The organism is Pseudomonas sp. G5001, from assembly GCF_013385475.1.
Taxonomy (GTDB): domain Bacteria; phylum Pseudomonadota; class Gammaproteobacteria; order Pseudomonadales; family Pseudomonadaceae; genus Aquipseudomonas.
In genome coordinates this window covers 241,434-259,085 of the sequence record NZ_JACAPZ010000009.1, presented here as the reverse complement: position 1 = coordinate 259,085, position 17,652 = coordinate 241,434, and the positions used below count along the sequence as shown (strand labels likewise).

Below are 17,652 nucleotides of genomic sequence, written 5' to 3'. Positions count from 1 at the left end.
TTGTCTGCTCAAGTCATCGCGATTGACGCAATGGGCGGGGACTTCGGTCCCCGCAGCATTGTTCAGGCCTGCATTGCTTGCCTGTCTGCCACGCCCTCGCTGCACCTGACCCTCGTCGGTCAACCCTCCTTACTTGAAGAACTGATTGCCAGCCATCCGGTGGTGGATCGCGCGCGCCTGACTATTACACCGGCCAGCGAAACCATCACCATGGATGAAAAGCCTGCGCAGGCCTTGCGCGGCAAGCCTGATTCTTCGATGCGGGTGGCGCTTGAGCTGGTACGCGACGGCAAGGCCCAGGCCTGTGTCAGTGCCGGCAATACCGGGGCGTTGATGGCGTTGTCCCGGCATGTGCTGAAAACCCTGCCGGGCATTGACCGGCCGGCGATGGTTGCGGCTATTCCGACCCAGCAGGGCTATTGCCAGTTGCTGGACCTGGGGGCGAACGTCGATTGCAGTGCCGAGCATCTGCTGCACTTTGCCCTGATGGGCTCGGTGGCGGCCGAAGCGCTGGGCGTGGCCCGGCCTCGGGTGGCGCTGCTGAATATCGGCACCGAAGACATCAAGGGCAACCAGCAGGTCAAGCTGGCGGCGACGCTGTTGCAAAGCGCGCGAGGCCTGAACTACATCGGCTTTGTCGAGGGTGACGGTCTGTACCGCGGCGAAGCCGACGTGGTGGTATGCGACGGTTTTGTCGGCAATATCCTGCTCAAGTCCAGCGAGGGCCTGGCGACGATGATTGCTGCGCGCATTGAGGCCTTGTTCAAGCGCAACCTGGCGTCACGCCTGGTGGGCGCCCTGGCGCTGCCCTTGATGCGGCGCTTGCAGGCTGACCTGGCTCCGGCGCGGCACAATGGTGCGAGTTTCCTCGGGTTGCAGGGCATCGTGGTGAAAAGTCATGGTTCGGCGGGGGTGCAGGGTTTTCAAAGTGCCATCCAGCGCGCCTTGATCGAGATCCAGGAAAACCTGCCGCAACGCTTGCACGGCCGCCTTGAGGATCTGTTGCCTTAGGCGAATCGGGCCGGAAATGCTTAAATGTGACCGGCCAGTTCAATTGACCATCCAATCTGTCAGTTTCTTGCGCTCCCACGTGTGGGGCGCCAATTTCCGACGACCAGATCATTAGGGGCTTGTTACATGTCTACATCCCTCGCATTCGTCTTTCCAGGGCAGGGTTCGCAGTCCCTCGGCATGTTGGCCGAGCTGGGCGCGGAACATCAGTTGGTCCTGGACACTTTCAAGGAAGCCTCCGATGCCTTGGGTTACGACCTGTGGGCACTGACCCAGCAAGGGCCGGAAGAGCTGCTCAATCAAACCGACAAGACCCAACCCGCCATCCTCACCGCCTCCATCGCCCTGTGGCGCCTGTGGTTGGCTGAAGGTGGTGCACGTCCGGCCTACGTTGCCGGTCATAGCCTGGGCGAATACAGCGCCCTGGTGGCTGCCGGCAGCCTGACCCTCGGTGAAGCGGTCAAGCTGGTGGAGCGTCGTGGCCAGTTGATGCAGGAAGCGGTTCCTGCCGGGCAGGGCGGCATGGCTGCCATTCTCGGCCTGGAAGATGCTGACGTGATTGCCGCCTGCGCCGAAGCGGCCCAGGGCGAAGTGGTCAGCGCCGTGAACTTCAACTCCCCTGGCCAGGTGGTGATCGCCGGCGCCAAGGCGGCGGTAGAGCGCGCCATCGAAGGCTGCAAGGCTCGTGGCGCCAAGCGTGCGTTGCCGTTGCCGGTCAGCGTGCCGTCCCATTGCGAACTGATGCGCCCGGCTGCCGAGCGTTTCGCCGAGTCGATCGCTGCGATCAACTGGCAGGCGCCGCAGATTCCGTTGGTGCAGAACGTCAGTGCCGCCGTGGCCTCTGACCTGGAAACCCTCAAGCGCGATCTGCTGGAGCAGCTGTACAAGCCGGTTCGCTGGGTTGAGTCGGTGCAGACCCTGGCCGCCAACGGCGCCACCCAATTGGTAGAGTGCGGCCCGGGCAAAGTCCTCGCCGGCTTGAACAAGCGTTGCGCCGAAGGCGTGTCGACTTCCAACCTCAATACCCCGGATGCCTTCGCTGCCGCTCGCGCAGCCCTGGCCTGACGTTAATTTCCGAACCTAGGAGAAGCCTGCATGAGTCTGCAAGGTAAAGTTGCACTGGTCACCGGCGCAAGCCGTGGCATTGGCCAGGCGATCGCCCTGGAGCTGGGCCGTCTGGGCGCTGTGGTCATCGGTACCGCAACCTCCGCCGCCGGCGCTGAACGTATTGCCGCGACGCTGAAGGAAAACGGCGTCCAGGGCACCGGTCTTGAGCTTAACGTGACCAGCGATGAGTCCGTGGCGGCCGTATTGGCTGAAATCACGGCGCAATTCGGTGCACCGGCTATTCTGGTGAACAATGCCGGTATTACCCGCGATAACCTGATGATGCGTATGAAAGACGACGAGTGGCATGACGTCGTTGATACCAACCTGAACAGTCTGTTTCGCCTGTCCAAGGGTGTTTTGCGCGGCATGACCAAGGCTCGTTGGGGTCGAATTATCAATATTGGCTCTGTTGTGGGTGCCATGGGCAACGCAGGCCAAGTAAACTACGCAGCCGCCAAGGCCGGTCTGGAAGGTTTCAGCCGTGCATTGGCGCGTGAAGTAGGCTCGCGGTCGATTACGGTCAACTCGGTGGCCCCAGGGTTCATCGACACCGATATGACCCGCGAATTGCCTGAAGCGCAGCGTGAAGCGTTGCTGACGCAGATTCCGCTGGGCCGTCTGGGCCAGGCTCAAGAGATCGCGAATGTGGTCGCTTTCCTGGCATCCGACGGTGCGGCATACGTGACTGGGGCTACAATCCCGGTGAACGGCGGGATGTACATGAGTTAAATTGTGACGGATCGCTTCAAAAAAATGTCATACGAGCTGTCTAAAATCCGTTATAAAGCTGCAATCTATTTATAGGCAGATGGCCAATAGGGTACGAGGGTGAAGCTTTCAGTTGAAAAGCTGAAAAGTCTTTCTATACACTTACCCACTGGCCAGCTGCCTGAATTTGTCCATTAGGAGTGAAAACAAGGTATGAGCACCATCGAAGAGCGCGTCAAGAAAATCGTTGCCGAGCAACTGGGCGTTAAAGAAGAAGAAGTGACCAACAGCGCTTCCTTCGTTGAAGACCTGGGTGCCGACTCCCTTGACACCGTTGAGCTGGTGATGGCTCTGGAAGAGGAATTCGAGACCGAAATCCCGGACGAAGAAGCTGAAAAAATCACTACCGTTCAAGCTGCTATCGACTACGTTACTAGCCACCAGGCGTAATAGTTTGTAATCGTCGCTTGCTGTGATGGAAAAACCGCACTGCCCTATGGCGTGCGGTTTTTTCCTTTAAGCCTGATGCAAAGTGTCGTCATTAGAAAAAGGAGAGTGCTGTGTCGCGTAGACGCGTCGTAGTCACCGGTATGGGTATGTTGTCGCCACTGGGTACGGATGTGCCGAGCAGTTGGCAGGGCATTCTGGCTGGCCGCAGTGGTATTGGTCTGATCGAACACACGGACCTTTCTGCCTATTCCACCCGTTTTGGCGGCTCGGTAAAGGACTTCAATGTCGAGGAATATCTCTCGGTCAAAGAGTCCCGCAAACTCGACCTGTTCATTCAATACGGCCTGGCAGCCGGTTTTCAGGCGGTGCATAATGCCGGCCTGGAAGTCACCGACGCCAACCGTGAGCGCATCGGCGTGGCCATGGGTTCGGGTATTGGCGGTCTGACCAATATCGAAGAAACCAGCCGCACCCTGCATGAGTCCGGCCCTCGCAGAATTTCACCGTTCTTCGTGCCTGGCTCGATCATCAACATGATTTCCGGTTTCCTGTCCATCCACTTGGGTGCTCAGGGGCCCAACTACGCCATTTCCACGGCGTGCACCACGGGCACTCACTGCATCGGCATGGCGGCGCGTAATATCGCCTATGACGAGGCCGACGTGATGATCGCCGGCGGTGCCGAGATGGCCGCCTGCGGTTTGGGCATGGGCGGCTTCGGCGCGTCCCGTGCGTTGTCGACCCGCAATGACGAGCCGACCCGTGCCAGCCGTCCGTGGGACAAGGGCCGCGACGGTTTTGTTCTGGCCGACGGTGCCGGTGCGCTGGTACTCGAAGAGCTGGAGCACGCGAAGGCCCGTGGCGCCACCATCTACGCCGAGCTGATTGGTTTCGGCATGAGCGGTGATGCGTACCACATGACCTCGCCTCCGTCGGACGGCGCGGGTGCTGCACGCTGCATCACCAATGCGTTGCGTGATGCCAAGGTCAACGTTGACCAGGTGCAGTACATCAATGCCCATGGCACTTCGACCCCGACCGGCGACCTGGCGGAAGCCGAGGCCATCAAGTCGGTATTCGGCGAGCATGCCTACAAGCTGGCGGTCAGTTCCACCAAGTCCATGACCGGTCACCTGTTGGGTGCGGCGGGCGCGGTCGAGGCAATCTTCAGCGTGCTGGCCATCAACGATCAGGTCGCTCCGCCGACCATCAACCTCGATGAACCGGATGAGGGCTGCGACCTGAACTTCGTGCCTCACGAGCCGCAGAAGATGCCGATCGACGTGGTGCTGTCCAACTCGTTCGGTTTTGGTGGTACCAACGGTTCCCTGGTGTTCCGCCGGTTCGCCGAGTGATGGAGAGCTGGGTCGACGGTCAGCCGGCGGGCGCAGTGCCCCTGAAAGACCGTGGCCTGGCATACGGTGATGGGCTGTTCGAGACCATTGCCGTCAAGGCCGGGCAGCCCGTGCTGCTTGACCGCCACCTGCAGCGCCTTGAAGAAGGTTGCAGGCGGTTGGCGATTGTTGCGGATCAACCCCTGATCCGCAGCGAATTGCTGGCCTACGCCGCCGCCCTCGATGACGGTGTACTCAAGTTGATCCTGACCCGTGGCGACAGCCAGCGCGGTTATGGCATCAGTGCTGGCGCTCCGGCGCGGCGCATTCTGCAAGGCAGTCCACCTGCCACTTATCCCCCGGAACATGCAGCGTCAGGCATCCGCCTGTTTGCGTGTACCACGCGTTTGTCCGAGCAACCGTTGCTCGCCGGCCTCAAGCACCTCAATCGACTGGAACAGGTGTTCGCCCGCGCCGAATGGCAGGATGCCGAGCACGCCGAAGGTTTGATGCTGGATATGTCCGGTCGAGTCATCGAAGGCGTCTTCAGCAACCTGTTTCTGGTGCGTAACGGCGTGTTGCTGACCGCTGATCTGAAACGCTGCGGCGTCGCCGGCGTCATGCGGGCCGAGGTGTTGGCCCAGGCGCAGGCGTTGGGCATTCCGACGAGCGTGGCCGATATCAGCCTTGAGCAGCTGCAACAGGCCGATGAAGTCTTGGTGTGCAACAGCGTATATGGCATTTGGCCGGTGCGCGGATGTGCTGCGATGAGCTGGCCGGTTGGGCCGCTCACCCGTAAACTGCAGGGCATTGTTCGCGCACTATTGGATATTTGATTTGAGACGTAAATTTGTATTGTTGCTGGAGATCGGTCTGGTCCTGGCGGGTTTGCTGCTGGGCGCTTCGGCCTGGAAGCTGAACTCGGCCCTTGAGCAGCCCTTGAATCTGACCCAGGAGCAATTGCTGGACGTACCGGCTGGCGCGACGCCCACCGGCACCTTCAATCGCCTGGAAAATGACGGCGTGCTCAAGGATGCGTTCTGGTTGCGTCTCTACTGGCGCTTCAACCTCGACGGCCAGCCGCTGCACAGCGGCGAATACCGCATGACCCCGGGCCTCACCGCCGAGGGCCTGATCGGCTTGTGGCAGCGTGGCGAAGTGGTGCAGTACAGCATTACGCTGGTGGAAGGCTGGAACTTCCGCCAGGTGCGCGCGGCCCTGGCCAAGCATGAAAAGATCGAGCAGACCCTGTCCGGCCTGAGTGACAGCGAGGTGATGGAAAAACTCGGCCACCCGGGCGTATTTCCTGAAGGGCGCTTCTTCCCGGACACCTACCGCTTCGTGCGCGGCATGAGCGACGTCGAACTGCTGAAAAAATCCTACAACCGTCTGGACGATGTCCTCGCCCAGGAGTGGAGCAAGCGCGCGGCCGATGCGCCGTACACCGACCCCTATCAAGCGCTGATCATGGCCTCGCTGGTGGAGAAAGAAACCGGCGTGCCGGAAGAGCGCGGCCAGATCGCCGGGGTATTCGTGCGGCGCATGCAGATCGGCATGCTGCTGCAAACCGACCCGACGGTGATCTACGGCCTCGGCGAGCGCTACACCGGCAAGCTGACCCGCGCACACCTCAAGGAAGCCACGCCCTACAACACCTACGTGATCGCCGGCCTGCCGCCGACGCCGATCGCCATGGTCGGGCGGGAGGCGATTCATGCTGCGCTGAACCCGGTGGCGGGCAGCAGCCTGTATTTCGTTGCCCGCGGCGATGGCAGCCATATTTTCTCGGATAACCTGGATGCGCATAACGCAGCAGTGCGTGAGTTCCAGATGAAGCGCCGCGCCGATTACCGTTCCAGCCCGGCGCCGGCGGCAAAGCCTGCGGACGCGCCGGTGGATACGCCCGCCGAGCCGGCTCCGGCACCCGATGACGCCGCACCACAAAGCCCGCAATGACTCTGACTAAGGACTGCCTGTGACTGGCTTGTTTATTACCCTGGAAGGCCCGGAAGGCGCCGGCAAGAGCACCAACCGTGAATACCTGGCCGAGCGCCTGCGCGCCGAAGGTATCGAGGTGCTGCTGACCCGTGAGCCTGGCGGCACGCCACTGGCCGAGCGTATCCGTGAAGTGCTGCTGACCCCGGGCGACGAACAGATGAACCCCGACACCGAGCTGTTGCTGGTGTTCGCCGCCCGCGCCCAGCACCTGGCCGAAGTCATTCGCCCGGCACTGGCCCGGGGCGCCGTGGTGATTTGTGACCGGTTTACCGATTCCACCTATGCCTATCAGGGCGGCGGTCGTGGCTTGTCCCTGGAGCGCATTGCGGCCTTGGAGACCTTCGTCCAGGGCGATTTGCGGCCCGACCTGACCCTGGTGTTCGATCTCCCGGTGGAAGTCGGCATGGCCCGTGCCACCGCCCGGGGTCGCCTCGATCGTTTCGAACTGGAAACCCGAGTCTTTTTTGAAGCTGTGCGCGGCGCGTTTCTCAAGCGCGCCGAAGCCGACCCCGCTCGTTACTACCTGTTGGACGCCGCACAACCGTTGACTCAGGTTCAGCAGTGCATTGACGCCCTGTTGCCGAAGCTTGTGGAGCGTGTCCGTGGCTGAAGCCTACCCGTGGCAGGACAGCCTCTGGCAGCAACTGGCGGGCCGTGCCCAGCACGCCCACGCCTACCTGCTCCACGGCCCGGTGGGCATCGGCAAGCGCGCCCTGGCCGAGCGGCTGATGGCCAGCTTGTTGTGCCAGCGGCCCAACGGCCTGGAAGCCTGCGGCGAATGTAAATCCTGCATGCTGCTCAAGGCCGGCAGCCACCCGGACAACTATCTGCTGGAACCGGAAGAGGCCGACAAGGCGATCAAGGTCGACCAGGTGCGTGATCTGGTCAGCTTCGTGGTGCAGACCGCGCAGATGGGCGGGCGCAAGGTGGTGCTGATCGAACCGGTGGAGTCGATGAACATCAACGCCGCCAACGCCTTGCTCAAGAGCCTGGAAGAACCGTCCGGCGATACCGTGCTGCTGCTGGTCAGCCACCAGTCCAGCCGCCTGCTGCCGACCATTCGCAGCCGCTGCGTGCAGCAGGCCTGCCCGTTGCCGAGCGAAGCCATGAGCTTGCAGTGGCTGGCCCAGGCGTTGCCGGACTGCGGCGAGGCGGAGCGCGTCGAGTTGCTGACCCTGGCGGCCGGTTCGCCCCTGGCGGCGGTCAAGCTCCAGGCCCAGGGCGTGCGTGAACAGCGTGCGCTGGTGGTGGACGGGGTGAAGAAACTGCTCAAGCAGGAAGTGTCGGCCACGCAACTGGCCGAAAGCGCCTGGAAAGACATTCCCTTGCTGCTGCTGTTCGACTGGTTTTGCGACTGGTCGAGCCTGATCCTGCGCTACCAGCTGACCCAGGACGAAAACGGCCTTGGGCTGCCGGACATGCGCAAAGTCGTGCAATACCTGGCGCAGAAGAGCGCCCAGGACAAGGTGCTGAACATCCAGGACTGGATCCTCGCCCAACGCCAGAAGGTCCTCGGCAAGGCCAACCTCAATCGCGTGCTGTTGCTTGAGGCCTTGCTGGTGCAGTGGGTCGGTTTGCTCGGCCGCCGTTAATTTCAGTGGCCGACGGGTGTATCGTTGGCCAGACACTTTCCGTGACTCAAGTTGTAGATCCCTATGCTCGTAGATTCCCATTGCCACCTTGATCGCCTCGACCTGGCCCAGCACAACGGCTCCCTCGACGCCGCCCTTGAAGCTGCGCGCCAGCGCGGGGTAGGGCACTTCCTGTGCATCGGCGTCAGCGCGGAAAACGCCGCCGACGTCAAAGCCCTGGCCGATCGTTATGCCGATGTCGACTGCTCGGTGGGCATTCACCCGCTGGACCTCAAGCCCGGCGAAGCCCCGGCCCTCGACTGGCTGCTCGGTGAACTCAATCACCCGCGCGTGGTGGCCATCGGTGAGACCGGCCTGGATTACCACTACGAACCGGAAGCCGCCGAGTTGCAGCAGGCGTCGTTCCGTCTGCACCTGCAAGCCGCCCAGCAGACTGGCAAGCCGGTGATCGTCCACACCCGTGGCGCCCGTGCCGACACCCTGACCCTGCTGCGCGAAGCCGCGCTGCCCCAGGCTGGTGTGCTGCATTGCTTCACTGAAGACTGGGACATGGCCAAGGCCGCGCTGGACCTTGGTTTCTACATTTCCTTGTCGGGCATCGTGACCTTCCGCAACGCCGATGCCCTGCGCGATGTCGCGCGCCAGGTCCCGGCAGACCGCCTGCTGGTGGAAACCGATTCGCCGTACCTGGCGCCAATTCCCCATCGCGGCAAACCCAACCTGCCGGAATACGTACGGGATGTGGCGGATTACCTGGCGATGCTGCGGGGCGAGTCCTACGAGCGCTTTGCCGAACAGACCACCGAAAACTTCAAGCGCCTGTTCCCGCTGGCCCACGTCGGCCACTGAATCGCAGGCAAAAAAAACCCGGGTTCTGGGGGGTGAATCCGGGCTAAGACCATTAGGAGTAAAACAAGGGTACGCAGTCCGTCGGTACCCAGGTCGACGCGTCACTTGGGGGAGATGCCACGCCGACATTTCAAGTATTGATCAGTATCCGATTCAGTCCAGCCACATCTGATCGTTTTTTAAACAGATTTGGAATACGCCCGCTTCGGTTGAGTTCTCATTGGATGCGATGCACACGCGCCAATCACCTGTTTTATTTCTGACTCGAATCGGCACATTCGTTGGCGTGTTGTAAGTTAAGTGCAAAGGTTGTTCATATAGGCGTTGCCCAACGACCGTTCAGTCGGGATAATCCCGCGCACCGGGTAAAACGTTCCGACAAGCACGGCTTGGGGAGCGAACGCCCTTCCAATATCCATCTCTGCAGACCTTTTTCTTATGCACAAAGAACCCCGCAAGGTCCGTGAGTTTCGCCGCCGCGAGCAGGAAATTCTCGACACCGCACTCAAGCTGTTCCTCGACCAGGGTGAAGACAGCGTCACCGTCGAGATGATTGCGGATGCCGTGGGTATCGGCAAAGGCACCATCTACAAGCACTTCAAGTCCAAGGCCGAGATCTACCTGCGCCTGATGCTCGACTACGAGCGCGACCTGAACGAGCTGCTGCACTCGGCCGATGTCGACAAGGACAAGGAAGCGCTGTCCCGCGCCTACTTCGAGTTCCGCATGCGTGACCCGCAGCGCTACCGCTTGTTTGATCGCCTGGAAGAAAAAGTGGTGAAGGGCCATCAGGTGCCGGAAATGGTCGAGGAGCTGCACAAGATCCGTGCCTCGAACTTCGAACGCCTGACCCTGCTGATCAAGGGCCGTATCAGCGAAGGCAAGCTCGAAGACGTGCCACCGTATTTCCACTACTGCGCCGCCTGGGCGTTGGTGCACGGCGCCGTGGCGTTGTACCACTCGCCGTTCTGGAGCAATGTGCTGGAAGACCAGGAAGGTTTCTTCCAGTTCCTGATGGACATCGGCGTGCGCATGGGCAACAAGCGCAAGCACAGCACTGATTTGCCGAACGCCGAAACGCCGGCCACTTGAATCATTCGCCAGCGTGATGGCGATATGATTTCCTGCCCAGCGCAGTAACCCAGGAATATACTCAGGCAAGGACCTTGCTAAAACTTGATTTTTCAGTCAGGTTTTAGTGCGCCCGAATTATCCTCTGCCGGAGTGATCCATGATCGTTGATCGTCAAGGCAGGCGATTCCGCAATTTGCGGATCAGCCTGACCTCAGCCTGCAATTACGCCTGTACCTACTGCGTGCCCAACGGCAAGCGGCTGGTGGCTGCGCAGGACGAACTGTCGGCCGAGGCGATGGCGCGGGGTGTCGAGTACCTGATCGAGGCCGCCGGCATCGAGCGCCTGCGGATTACCGGCGGTGAACCGTTGGTCAGCCCCAAGCTGGAAGCCTTCATGGGCGCGGTGGGGCAGATGGGGCTTAGTGATATCAGCCTGACCACCAACGGCCAACTGCTGGCGCGCAAACTGCCGCTGCTGGTGGACGCCGGGATTCGCCGGATCAACGTGTCCCTCGACACCCTGGACGCCGACGCCTTCCGCAGCATCGCTCGCGGTGGCGACCTGGCCACCGTGCTCGATGGCATGGACCAGGCGAGCGCCGCCGGAATCAAGATCAAGGTCAACATGGTGCCGCTGCGCGGCCAGAACCTCGACCAGGTGATGCCGCTGCTCGACTACTGCCTGGAGCGTGGCTACGAGTTGCGCTTTATCGAATTGATGCGCATGGGCCACCTGGCCAACGATTCCAACGCGTTCCTGCAGCAATTCGTCAGCCTTCAGCAATTGCTCAGCCTGATCGGCGAACAGTACGAATACCTGCAAGCCAACGCCCCGGTGGACGCCACTGCCGTGCGCTACGAAGTGCCCGGCAAAGGTTTCTTCGGTGTCATTGCCAACGAAAGCGTGCCGTTCTGCCGGACCTGTTCGCGTTTGCGCCTGTCGTCCACCGGCTGGCTGCATGGCTGTCTGTCGTCGAGCAACCGCCACTACGTCGGCGACCTGCTGGACAAACCCCGCCACCAGGCCCTGCCGGCCTTGCAGCGCTTGTTGGTCAAGGCCTTGGGTGACAAGCAGGAAGTGGCCTTCTCCGGCGGCGCCACCATCATGAAGATCATCGGCGGCTAGTCTCGCAAGCTGGCGCAAAATCTGCATCTCGTGCCCATTCGCCGGTTTTCCGTCACCGGCCTTTGGAGAATTAGGATGCGTAGTCTGGTTTTGGTGCTGGCGTCACTCGCGCTGGGTGGCTGCATGACCGTCAGTGATATGGCCGAAGGCACGCGCTATCAGATGAGCGATGCCGGGCTGCTGGACCACAGCGATACTCGCCGCGTCAATTCGGTCCGCATACAGCCGGACTCCTTCGTCTTCATCGCCCAGGGCGCCTTCACCCCGCCGGGCAGTGCTTATCCACGGCCTAACGTGGTGGCCGAGGAAGCCTTCAACGGATTTGTCGAATATTTCCCGATGGTCCGCCGCGCCCGCAAGCCGGAAGGCCTCGAGCAGGCGATGTCGGAAGCCCGCGCGGCGGGTGCGCATTACCTGCTGTACTGCCGCTTCGCCCAGGCGGATGACCGTATCGGCAACGCCGATGAATGGTCTGACCAGGAGGCGGTGGATCGCCTGGGCATCGACACCGGCACCATTCAGGTCATGTTGATCGAGACCAGCACCCAGTATTTGATTGATACTGTGCGGATTCATAGCCGTGGCGGTTTACTGACGTTCCACGACAACAAGCCTGATGACCTGATCGGCAAGCCCCTGGCGCACTACGCGCGCAGCCTGTTGGGCATGAGCGATCAGTAAGACACAAGGAGAGCAGCATGACCGATCCGGCCAAGGCCAATGACCTGTTGGCGCAATTGCCCAAGGGCAAGGGGCCCGCACCGGTGCATCTGTGGAACCCGGCGTTTTGCGGCGATATCGACATGCGCATCGCCCGCGACGGCACCTGGTTCTACATGGGCACGCCGATTGGCCGCAAGCCGATGGTCAAGCTGTTCTCCAATATCATCCGCCGCGATGGCGATGATTATTTCCTGATCACCCCGGTGGAAAAGGTCGGGATCAAGGTCGATGACGCGCCCTTCGTCGCCGTGACCCTGGAAGTCGAAGGGCAGGGCGAGAGCCAAGTCCTGCGCTTTACCACCAATGTCGATGAACAGGTCGAAGCCGGTATCGAACATCCGCTGCGGGTGATGATTGACCCGGAAACCCAGGAACCCTCGCCGTACCTGCGGGTGCGCACCAACCTCGAAGCCTTGGTCCATCGCAATGCGTTCTATCAGTTGGTGGAGTTGGCGGTGGCCCGTCCGATCAACGGTAAGAACTGGCTTGGCGTCTGGAGCGGCGGGGTATTTTTCCCCATCGGCCTGGAGCCCTGAGGCTGATTTCTCGCTCTCCCTGAAATAAATCGCTTGCTGTAGCCGGGCGCTTTCGGTTATCAATTTGTACATGATTAGACATGTCCGATTTGATAAGAAAAAACGCGTCGTCGACGAACTGATCCGCCGTATCGAGGGTGGAGTGATGGCTGACGGTGTCCTGCTGCCGGGCGAGCACCAACTGGCCGAAGAGTTTTCCGTCAGCCGCGGCACCCTGCGTGAAGCCCTGGCCGAACTCAAGCGCCGCAGCTACATCGCCACCCAAAGCGGTGTCGGCTCCATCGTCACCTTCGACGGCATGGTGCTCGACCAGCGCAGCGGCTGGGCCCAAGCCCTGGCCGACACCGGCGCGGTGGTGACCTCCGAAATCCTGCGCCTGGAAGCGGTCACCCGCCCGGACCTGCTCAGCCGTCACGGCAGCGACCAATTCATCGCCCTCGACCGCCGCCGTCGCGCTGCCGACGGCACGTTCGTGTCCCTGGAGCGCTCGCTGATGCCGGCCTCGGGTGGCCTCGAAAGCCTGCCGCAAGTCGGCCTGATCGATAATTCCCTGACCATCACCCTGGCGGCCTATGGCTATGTCGGCGCCACCGGCAATCAATGGATCGGTGCCGAGCCTCTGAACGAAGAAGACGCCCAGCTCCTGGGGCGCCCGGTGGGCACGGTGTTCCTCAAGGCCCTGCGCACCACCTACGACCGCCAGGACCGCTTCATGGAATCCGTCGAAAGCCTGCTCGACCCTCTGCATTTCCGCTTGCACCTTCAATTTGGAACACCGACATGACCGCCACCACCCGCGCCCTCGGCGCCTTCTACGGCCTGGCCCTGGGCGATGCGTTGGGCATGCCCACCCAGTCCCTGAGCCGCGAGCAGGTCAAGGCGCGTTTCGGCGCGATCACCGGCCTGGAAGATGCCGACGCCGATCAGCCGATCGCGCCGAACATGCCCAAGGGCTCGATCACCGATGACACCGAACAGGCCATCCTCGTCGGCCAGTTGCTGGTGGACGGGCAGGGCAGGATTGAACCCACCGAACTCGCCCAACGTTTGATCGACTGGGAAGCGGTGATGCGCGCCAAGGGTTCCCAGGATTTGCTGGGCCCCTCGACCAAACGGGCGATCGACATGATCCTGGCGGGCCATACCCCGGAAGAGTCCGGGCGCTACGGCACCACCAACGGCGCCGCCATGCGCATCACCCCGGTGGGCATCGCGGCGGACGTCAACGACCCGGCGCAGTTTATCCAGGCGGTGATCCAGGCGTGCCAGGTCACCCATAACACCAACCTGGGCATCTCCAGCGCGGCGGCGGTGGCGGCGGTGGTTTCCGCCGGGATCAACGGCGTCGATCTGGGCGAAGCGCTGAACATCGGCACGCAGATCGCCCAGCAGGCGGAAAACCACGGCCACTGGATTGCCGGCGGGCGCATCGCCACCCGCATCAGTTGGGCGCGCACCTTGAGTGTCGACAGCGGCGACAAGGCGCTGATTACCGACCTGCTTTACGAATTGATCGGCACCTCCGTGGCATCCCAGGAATCGGTGGTGGTGTCGTTTGCCCTCGCGCAGCAAGTCGCGGTGGGTGAAATGAACGCCATCGAAGCCCTGTGCATGGCCGCCAGCCTCGGCGGCGACACCGACACCATCGCGGCGATTCTCGGCGCGATGCTCGGTGCGTGCCTGGGGATGCAGTGCTGGCCTGAGGCGATGATCGAACAGGTCAAGCAGGTTAACCGCTTGGACCTGGAACCCTTGGTCCAAGGCCTGCTCGAGCTGCGCTGAGCACCGCAGATCGAAAAATGTGGGAGCTGGCTTGCCTGCGATAGCGGTCGATCAGTTGATGAATCATCGACTGACACCACGCTATCGCAGGCAAGCCAGCTCCCACATTGATCCAGTCGAGTCAGGAAGACCGGAACACAGATTCAACTTGCCAACCTGCCACAACCACAAAAAAACAGGCATCAGGAGCACCCCACCATGAGTACGTCCTCTTCCGGCCAAAGCGCCGGGCAATTGGAAACACGCGGCATCGAGCCGGTCCCGGAAGGCGAGTGCAACGGCCATCCGCTGCAACTGTTCTGGGTCTGGTTTGCGGCCAACATCAGCATCCTCGGCTTGCCCCTGGGCGCGACCCTCGTGGCGTTTCGCGGCCTGGCGATCTGGCAGGCGATCATCGTCGCAATCCTCGGCGCTGCCGGTTCGTTTGCGGTGGTGGGCATCATCTCCATCGCCGGCCGTCGTGGCCGTGCACCGAGCCTGACCCTGTCCCGGGCGATCTTTGGCGTACGCGGCAATATCGGCCCGACGCTGGTGTCGCTGATGTCGCGCCTCGGCTGGGAAACCGTCAACACCACTACGGCTGCGTTCGTGCTGTTGTCGTTGTGCTCGATCCTGTTCAATTCGCCGGTTGCCGCCAAAAGCGCTCCGGTACTGACCCTGCTGTTCATCGGCATCTTCGTGCTGCTGACCCTCGCCGTGTCGGGCCTGGGCCATGCCACCTTGCTGGTGATCCAGAAGTGGGCCACCTACGTGTTCGGCGCACTGAATATCCTGGTGGGCGGCTTCCTCTGCGCCACCATCGACTGGAGCGCGGTATTCAACGCCACGCCTGCGCCGTTGAGCGCGATGATCATCGGCGTCGGCACCATGGCCGCCGGTACGGGTATCGGCTGGGCCAACGCCGGTGCCGACATGTCGCGCTACCAGCACCGCAGCGTCAAGGCCGTGCGCCTGGTGGCCTCCGCGGCATTCGGTGCGGGGATTCCGCTGGTGCTGTTGATCACCCTCGGCGGTTTGCTGTCGGTGGGCAACAACGACCTGGCGTCGGCCACTGACCCGATCATCGCGATTCGCGACATGCTGCCGACCTGGATGGCGGTGCCGTACCTGATCACCGCGTTTGGCGGGCTGTTGCTGTCGAATAACCTGTCGGTGTACTCGGCGGGGCTCACCACCTTGACCCTCGGTTTGAAGGTCAAGCGCGTGCACGCGGTGATCGTCGACATCGTTGCGATCTTCGCCGGTTCGATCTACTTCATGCTGATCGCCGACAGCTTCTACGGCCCGTTCATCACCTTCATCTCGTTGCTGGCGGTACCGATCACCGCCTGGGTCGGGATCTTTGTCGTCGACCTGATTCATCGCCACTACTACAGCCCCAAAGACCTGCTGGACGTAACGCCAAGCAGCGCCTACTGGTACCGTGGCGGAGTTGAATGGCGTGCGTTCGGCGCCTGGGCGATTGCGATCGTGCTGGGCTTCAGCTTCACCACCATCGGCACCACGGCCGAGAACATCTGGTTCGCCGGTCCGCTGTCCGATTCGTGGCTGGGCCACAACGGCCTGGGCTGGATCGTCACCTTCCTGGTGGCCGGCGGGATTTATGCGGTACTGGGTGGCGCGGCTGATCGTCGCCCGGCTTTGGTAGAGAGCGCTAATGTCTAGATTGCTGCACAGCGGCCAGGTCATCGTTGACCTGGTCATGTCCCTCGACACATTGCCTGCCACCGGTGGCGATGTATTGGCCAACTCCGCCAGCTTCGAAGCCGGCGGTGGCTTCAACGTGATGGCCGCGGCCCGACGCAACGGCTTGCCGGTGGTCTACCTGGGCCGCCATGGCACCGGCCGCTTCGGCGACCTGGCACGTGCGGCAATGCAAGCCGAAGGCATTGAAATGGCCCTGGCCGCCAGCGACGACAAGGACACAGGCCTGTGTGTGTCCCTGACCGAAGCCACTACCGAGCGCACCTTCATTTCCCATATTGGCGCTGAGGGTGACTTGCTGGCGCAAGACCTGGCCAATGCGGTACCACGCGACGACGACTACGTGTACGTCAGTGGCTACAGCCTGCTGCTGGAAGGCAAGGCCCAGGCGTTGCTCGATTGGCTATTGGCATTGCCGCGCCAGATCACGGTGGTGTTCGATCCGGGCCCGCTGGTGAAGGCACCGGACTCGGCCTTGATGGTCGCCCTGTTGCCGCGTATCGATATCTGGACCAGCAACGGTCCGGAAGCGCTGGCCTTTACCGGCGCGAGCGATCTGGCGGGGGCATTGCTCAAGCTCAACGAGCACTTGCCCGCCGACACCTTGCTGGTGGTGCGCGATGGGCCGAATGGCTGCTGGATCAGCCGTAATGGCCAGGGCGAGCATGTGCCGGGATTCAAGGTCAAGGCGGTGGACAGCAACGGTGCCGGCGATGCTCACGCCGGGGTGTTTATCGCCGGCCTGGCCAATGGTTTGGCGCCAGCTGTCGCGGCACGTCGCGCGAACGCGGCGGCGGCCTTGGCGGTCACGCGCTGGGGGCCGGCCACCTCACCGGGCACGGCTGAAGTGGATGCGTTGTTGAGCGAGGGCTGATTCGGCAGAATAGTCGCCATTCAGCACGGAGCAGCGTCATGACTCAGAACATCTACGACACCGAGGTTTTCTTCGAGGGCTACAGCAAAATGGGCCGCTCGGTAGAAGGCCTCGCCGGCGCGCCGGAGTGGCCGGCGTTGCAATCCATGCTGCCGCCGATGCCAGGGTTGAAAGTGGTGGACCTGGGTTGCGGCTACGGCTGGTTCAGTCGCTGGGCGCAGGAGCAGGGCGCCGAACAGGTGCTGGGGCTGGATGTCTCGCAAAAGATGCTGGCGCGGGCAAAGGAGATGACGTCCTCTTCGGCCATCACCTACGCCATTGCCGATCTGGAAAAACTCGAGCTTCCGGATGCCACTTTCGACCTGGCCTATAGCTCATTGGCGTTCCATTACATCGTCGATCTTAAGGGCCTGTTCGCGCGTATCCATCAAGCGTTGGTCCCGGGCGGGCGGTTGGTATTTTCCATCGAGCATCCGATCTTCATGGCGCCCCGGCAGCCGGGCTGGCTGATTGATGAGCAAGGGCGCAAGAGCTGGCCGGTGGACAGCTACCAGTTGCAAGGACCACGGGTGACAAACTGGCTGGCGGAGGGTGTGATCAAGCAACATCGCACCGTGGGCACGTTGCTGACGCTGTTGATCCAGGCGGGGTTTACCCTGACTCATGTCGACGAGTGGGGCCCGAGCGAAGCGGACCTGAAGGCCCGTCCGGCACTGGCAGAAGAGCTTGAGCGCCCAATGATGCTACTGGTGGCCGCCCACCGCTGATTCCGTGGCTGCAA

The 17,652-nt window shown here is 62.0% G+C and carries 19 protein-coding genes; all 19 read left to right on the top strand.

Features of this window, described 5'->3' with window-relative positions:
• A complete protein-coding gene (gene plsX / locus HX805_RS09455; protein WP_177116819.1) occupies positions 1-1,011 on the top strand; it encodes a phosphate acyltransferase PlsX in 1,011 nt (336 codons plus the stop codon).
• 126 nt (positions 1,012-1,137) lie between these two features.
• A complete protein-coding gene (gene fabD, locus HX805_RS09450) occupies positions 1,138-2,076 on the top strand; it encodes an ACP S-malonyltransferase (protein ID WP_023659248.1) in 939 nt (312 codons plus the stop codon).
• Positions 2,077-2,106: 30 nt separating this feature from the next.
• Positions 2,107-2,850, top strand: a complete 744-nt coding sequence (gene fabG / locus HX805_RS09445) for a 3-oxoacyl-ACP reductase FabG (protein WP_004371297.1) — start codon at positions 2,107-2,109, stop codon at positions 2,848-2,850.
• Between the two features lie 192 nt (positions 2,851-3,042).
• Positions 3,043-3,279, top strand: coding sequence for an acyl carrier protein (gene acpP / locus HX805_RS09440; RefSeq protein WP_004371293.1), 237 nt, complete (start codon positions 3,043-3,045; stop codon positions 3,277-3,279).
• A 110-nt stretch (positions 3,280-3,389) separates the two neighbouring features.
• Entirely contained in the window at positions 3,390-4,634 is a 1,245-nt protein-coding gene (fabF, locus tag HX805_RS09435) for a beta-ketoacyl-ACP synthase II (protein ID WP_177116818.1), read from the top strand.
• Entirely contained in the window at positions 4,634-5,449 is an 816-nt protein-coding gene (gene pabC / locus HX805_RS09430) for an aminodeoxychorismate lyase (protein WP_177116817.1), read from the top strand. The genes fabF and pabC overlap by 1 nt, the downstream gene beginning before the upstream one ends.
• A 1-nt stretch (position 5,450) precedes the next feature.
• Positions 5,451-6,569 (top strand): endolytic transglycosylase MltG, encoded by a 1,119-nt coding sequence (mltG, locus tag HX805_RS09425; RefSeq protein WP_177027693.1) that lies wholly within the window; start codon positions 5,451-5,453, stop codon positions 6,567-6,569.
• Positions 6,570-6,588: 19 nt separating this feature from the next.
• Positions 6,589-7,221, top strand: a complete 633-nt coding sequence (gene tmk, locus HX805_RS09420) for a dTMP kinase (protein WP_008434959.1) — start codon at positions 6,589-6,591, stop codon at positions 7,219-7,221.
• Positions 7,214-8,203, top strand: a complete 990-nt coding sequence (locus HX805_RS09415) for a DNA polymerase III subunit delta' (protein WP_004371282.1) — start codon at positions 7,214-7,216, stop codon at positions 8,201-8,203. The genes tmk and HX805_RS09415 overlap by 8 nt, the downstream gene beginning before the upstream one ends.
• Positions 8,204-8,266: 63 nt before the next feature.
• Positions 8,267-9,052, top strand: a complete 786-nt coding sequence (locus HX805_RS09410; protein WP_087692771.1) for a TatD family hydrolase — start codon at positions 8,267-8,269, stop codon at positions 9,050-9,052.
• A 438-nt stretch (positions 9,053-9,490) separates the two neighbouring features.
• The gene (locus HX805_RS09405) at positions 9,491-10,144 is read left to right on the top strand and encodes a TetR/AcrR family transcriptional regulator (RefSeq protein WP_004371278.1); all 654 of its coding nucleotides are present in this window, start codon (positions 9,491-9,493) and stop codon (positions 10,142-10,144) included.
• 139 nt (positions 10,145-10,283) lie between these two features.
• Positions 10,284-11,252, top strand: coding sequence for a GTP 3',8-cyclase MoaA (locus tag HX805_RS09400; RefSeq protein ID WP_004371275.1), 969 nt, complete (start codon positions 10,284-10,286; stop codon positions 11,250-11,252).
• Between the two features lie 75 nt (positions 11,253-11,327).
• Positions 11,328-11,933 carry a DUF4823 domain-containing protein gene (locus HX805_RS09395; RefSeq protein WP_063027950.1) on the top strand — a complete coding sequence of 202 codons (606 nt, stop codon included), beginning with the start codon at positions 11,328-11,330 and terminating at the stop codon, positions 11,931-11,933.
• A gap of 17 nt (positions 11,934-11,950) precedes the next feature.
• The gene (locus tag HX805_RS09390) at positions 11,951-12,511 is read left to right on the top strand and encodes a DUF1285 domain-containing protein (protein ID WP_177116816.1); all 561 of its coding nucleotides are present in this window, start codon (positions 11,951-11,953) and stop codon (positions 12,509-12,511) included.
• 70 nt (positions 12,512-12,581) lie between these two features.
• Positions 12,582-13,295: a GntR family transcriptional regulator gene (locus HX805_RS09385; protein WP_080673275.1), complete on the top strand. Its 714-nt coding sequence runs from the start codon at positions 12,582-12,584 to the stop codon at positions 13,293-13,295.
• A complete protein-coding gene (locus tag HX805_RS09380; protein WP_177116815.1) occupies positions 13,292-14,293 on the top strand; it encodes an ADP-ribosylglycohydrolase family protein in 1,002 nt (333 codons plus the stop codon). Before HX805_RS09385 ends, HX805_RS09380 begins: the two co-directional genes overlap by 4 nt.
• Positions 14,294-14,491: 198 nt before the next feature.
• The gene (locus tag HX805_RS09375) at positions 14,492-15,958 is read left to right on the top strand and encodes a cytosine permease (protein ID WP_008434943.1); all 1,467 of its coding nucleotides are present in this window, start codon (positions 14,492-14,494) and stop codon (positions 15,956-15,958) included.
• Entirely contained in the window at positions 15,951-16,871 is a 921-nt protein-coding gene (locus HX805_RS09370) for a PfkB family carbohydrate kinase (RefSeq protein WP_177035141.1), read from the top strand. The genes HX805_RS09375 and HX805_RS09370 overlap by 8 nt, the downstream gene beginning before the upstream one ends.
• A 38-nt stretch (positions 16,872-16,909) precedes the next feature.
• Positions 16,910-17,638: a class I SAM-dependent methyltransferase gene (locus HX805_RS09365; protein WP_177116814.1), complete on the top strand. Its 729-nt coding sequence runs from the start codon at positions 16,910-16,912 to the stop codon at positions 17,636-17,638.
• The last annotated feature ends 14 nt before the right edge of the window (positions 17,639-17,652 follow it).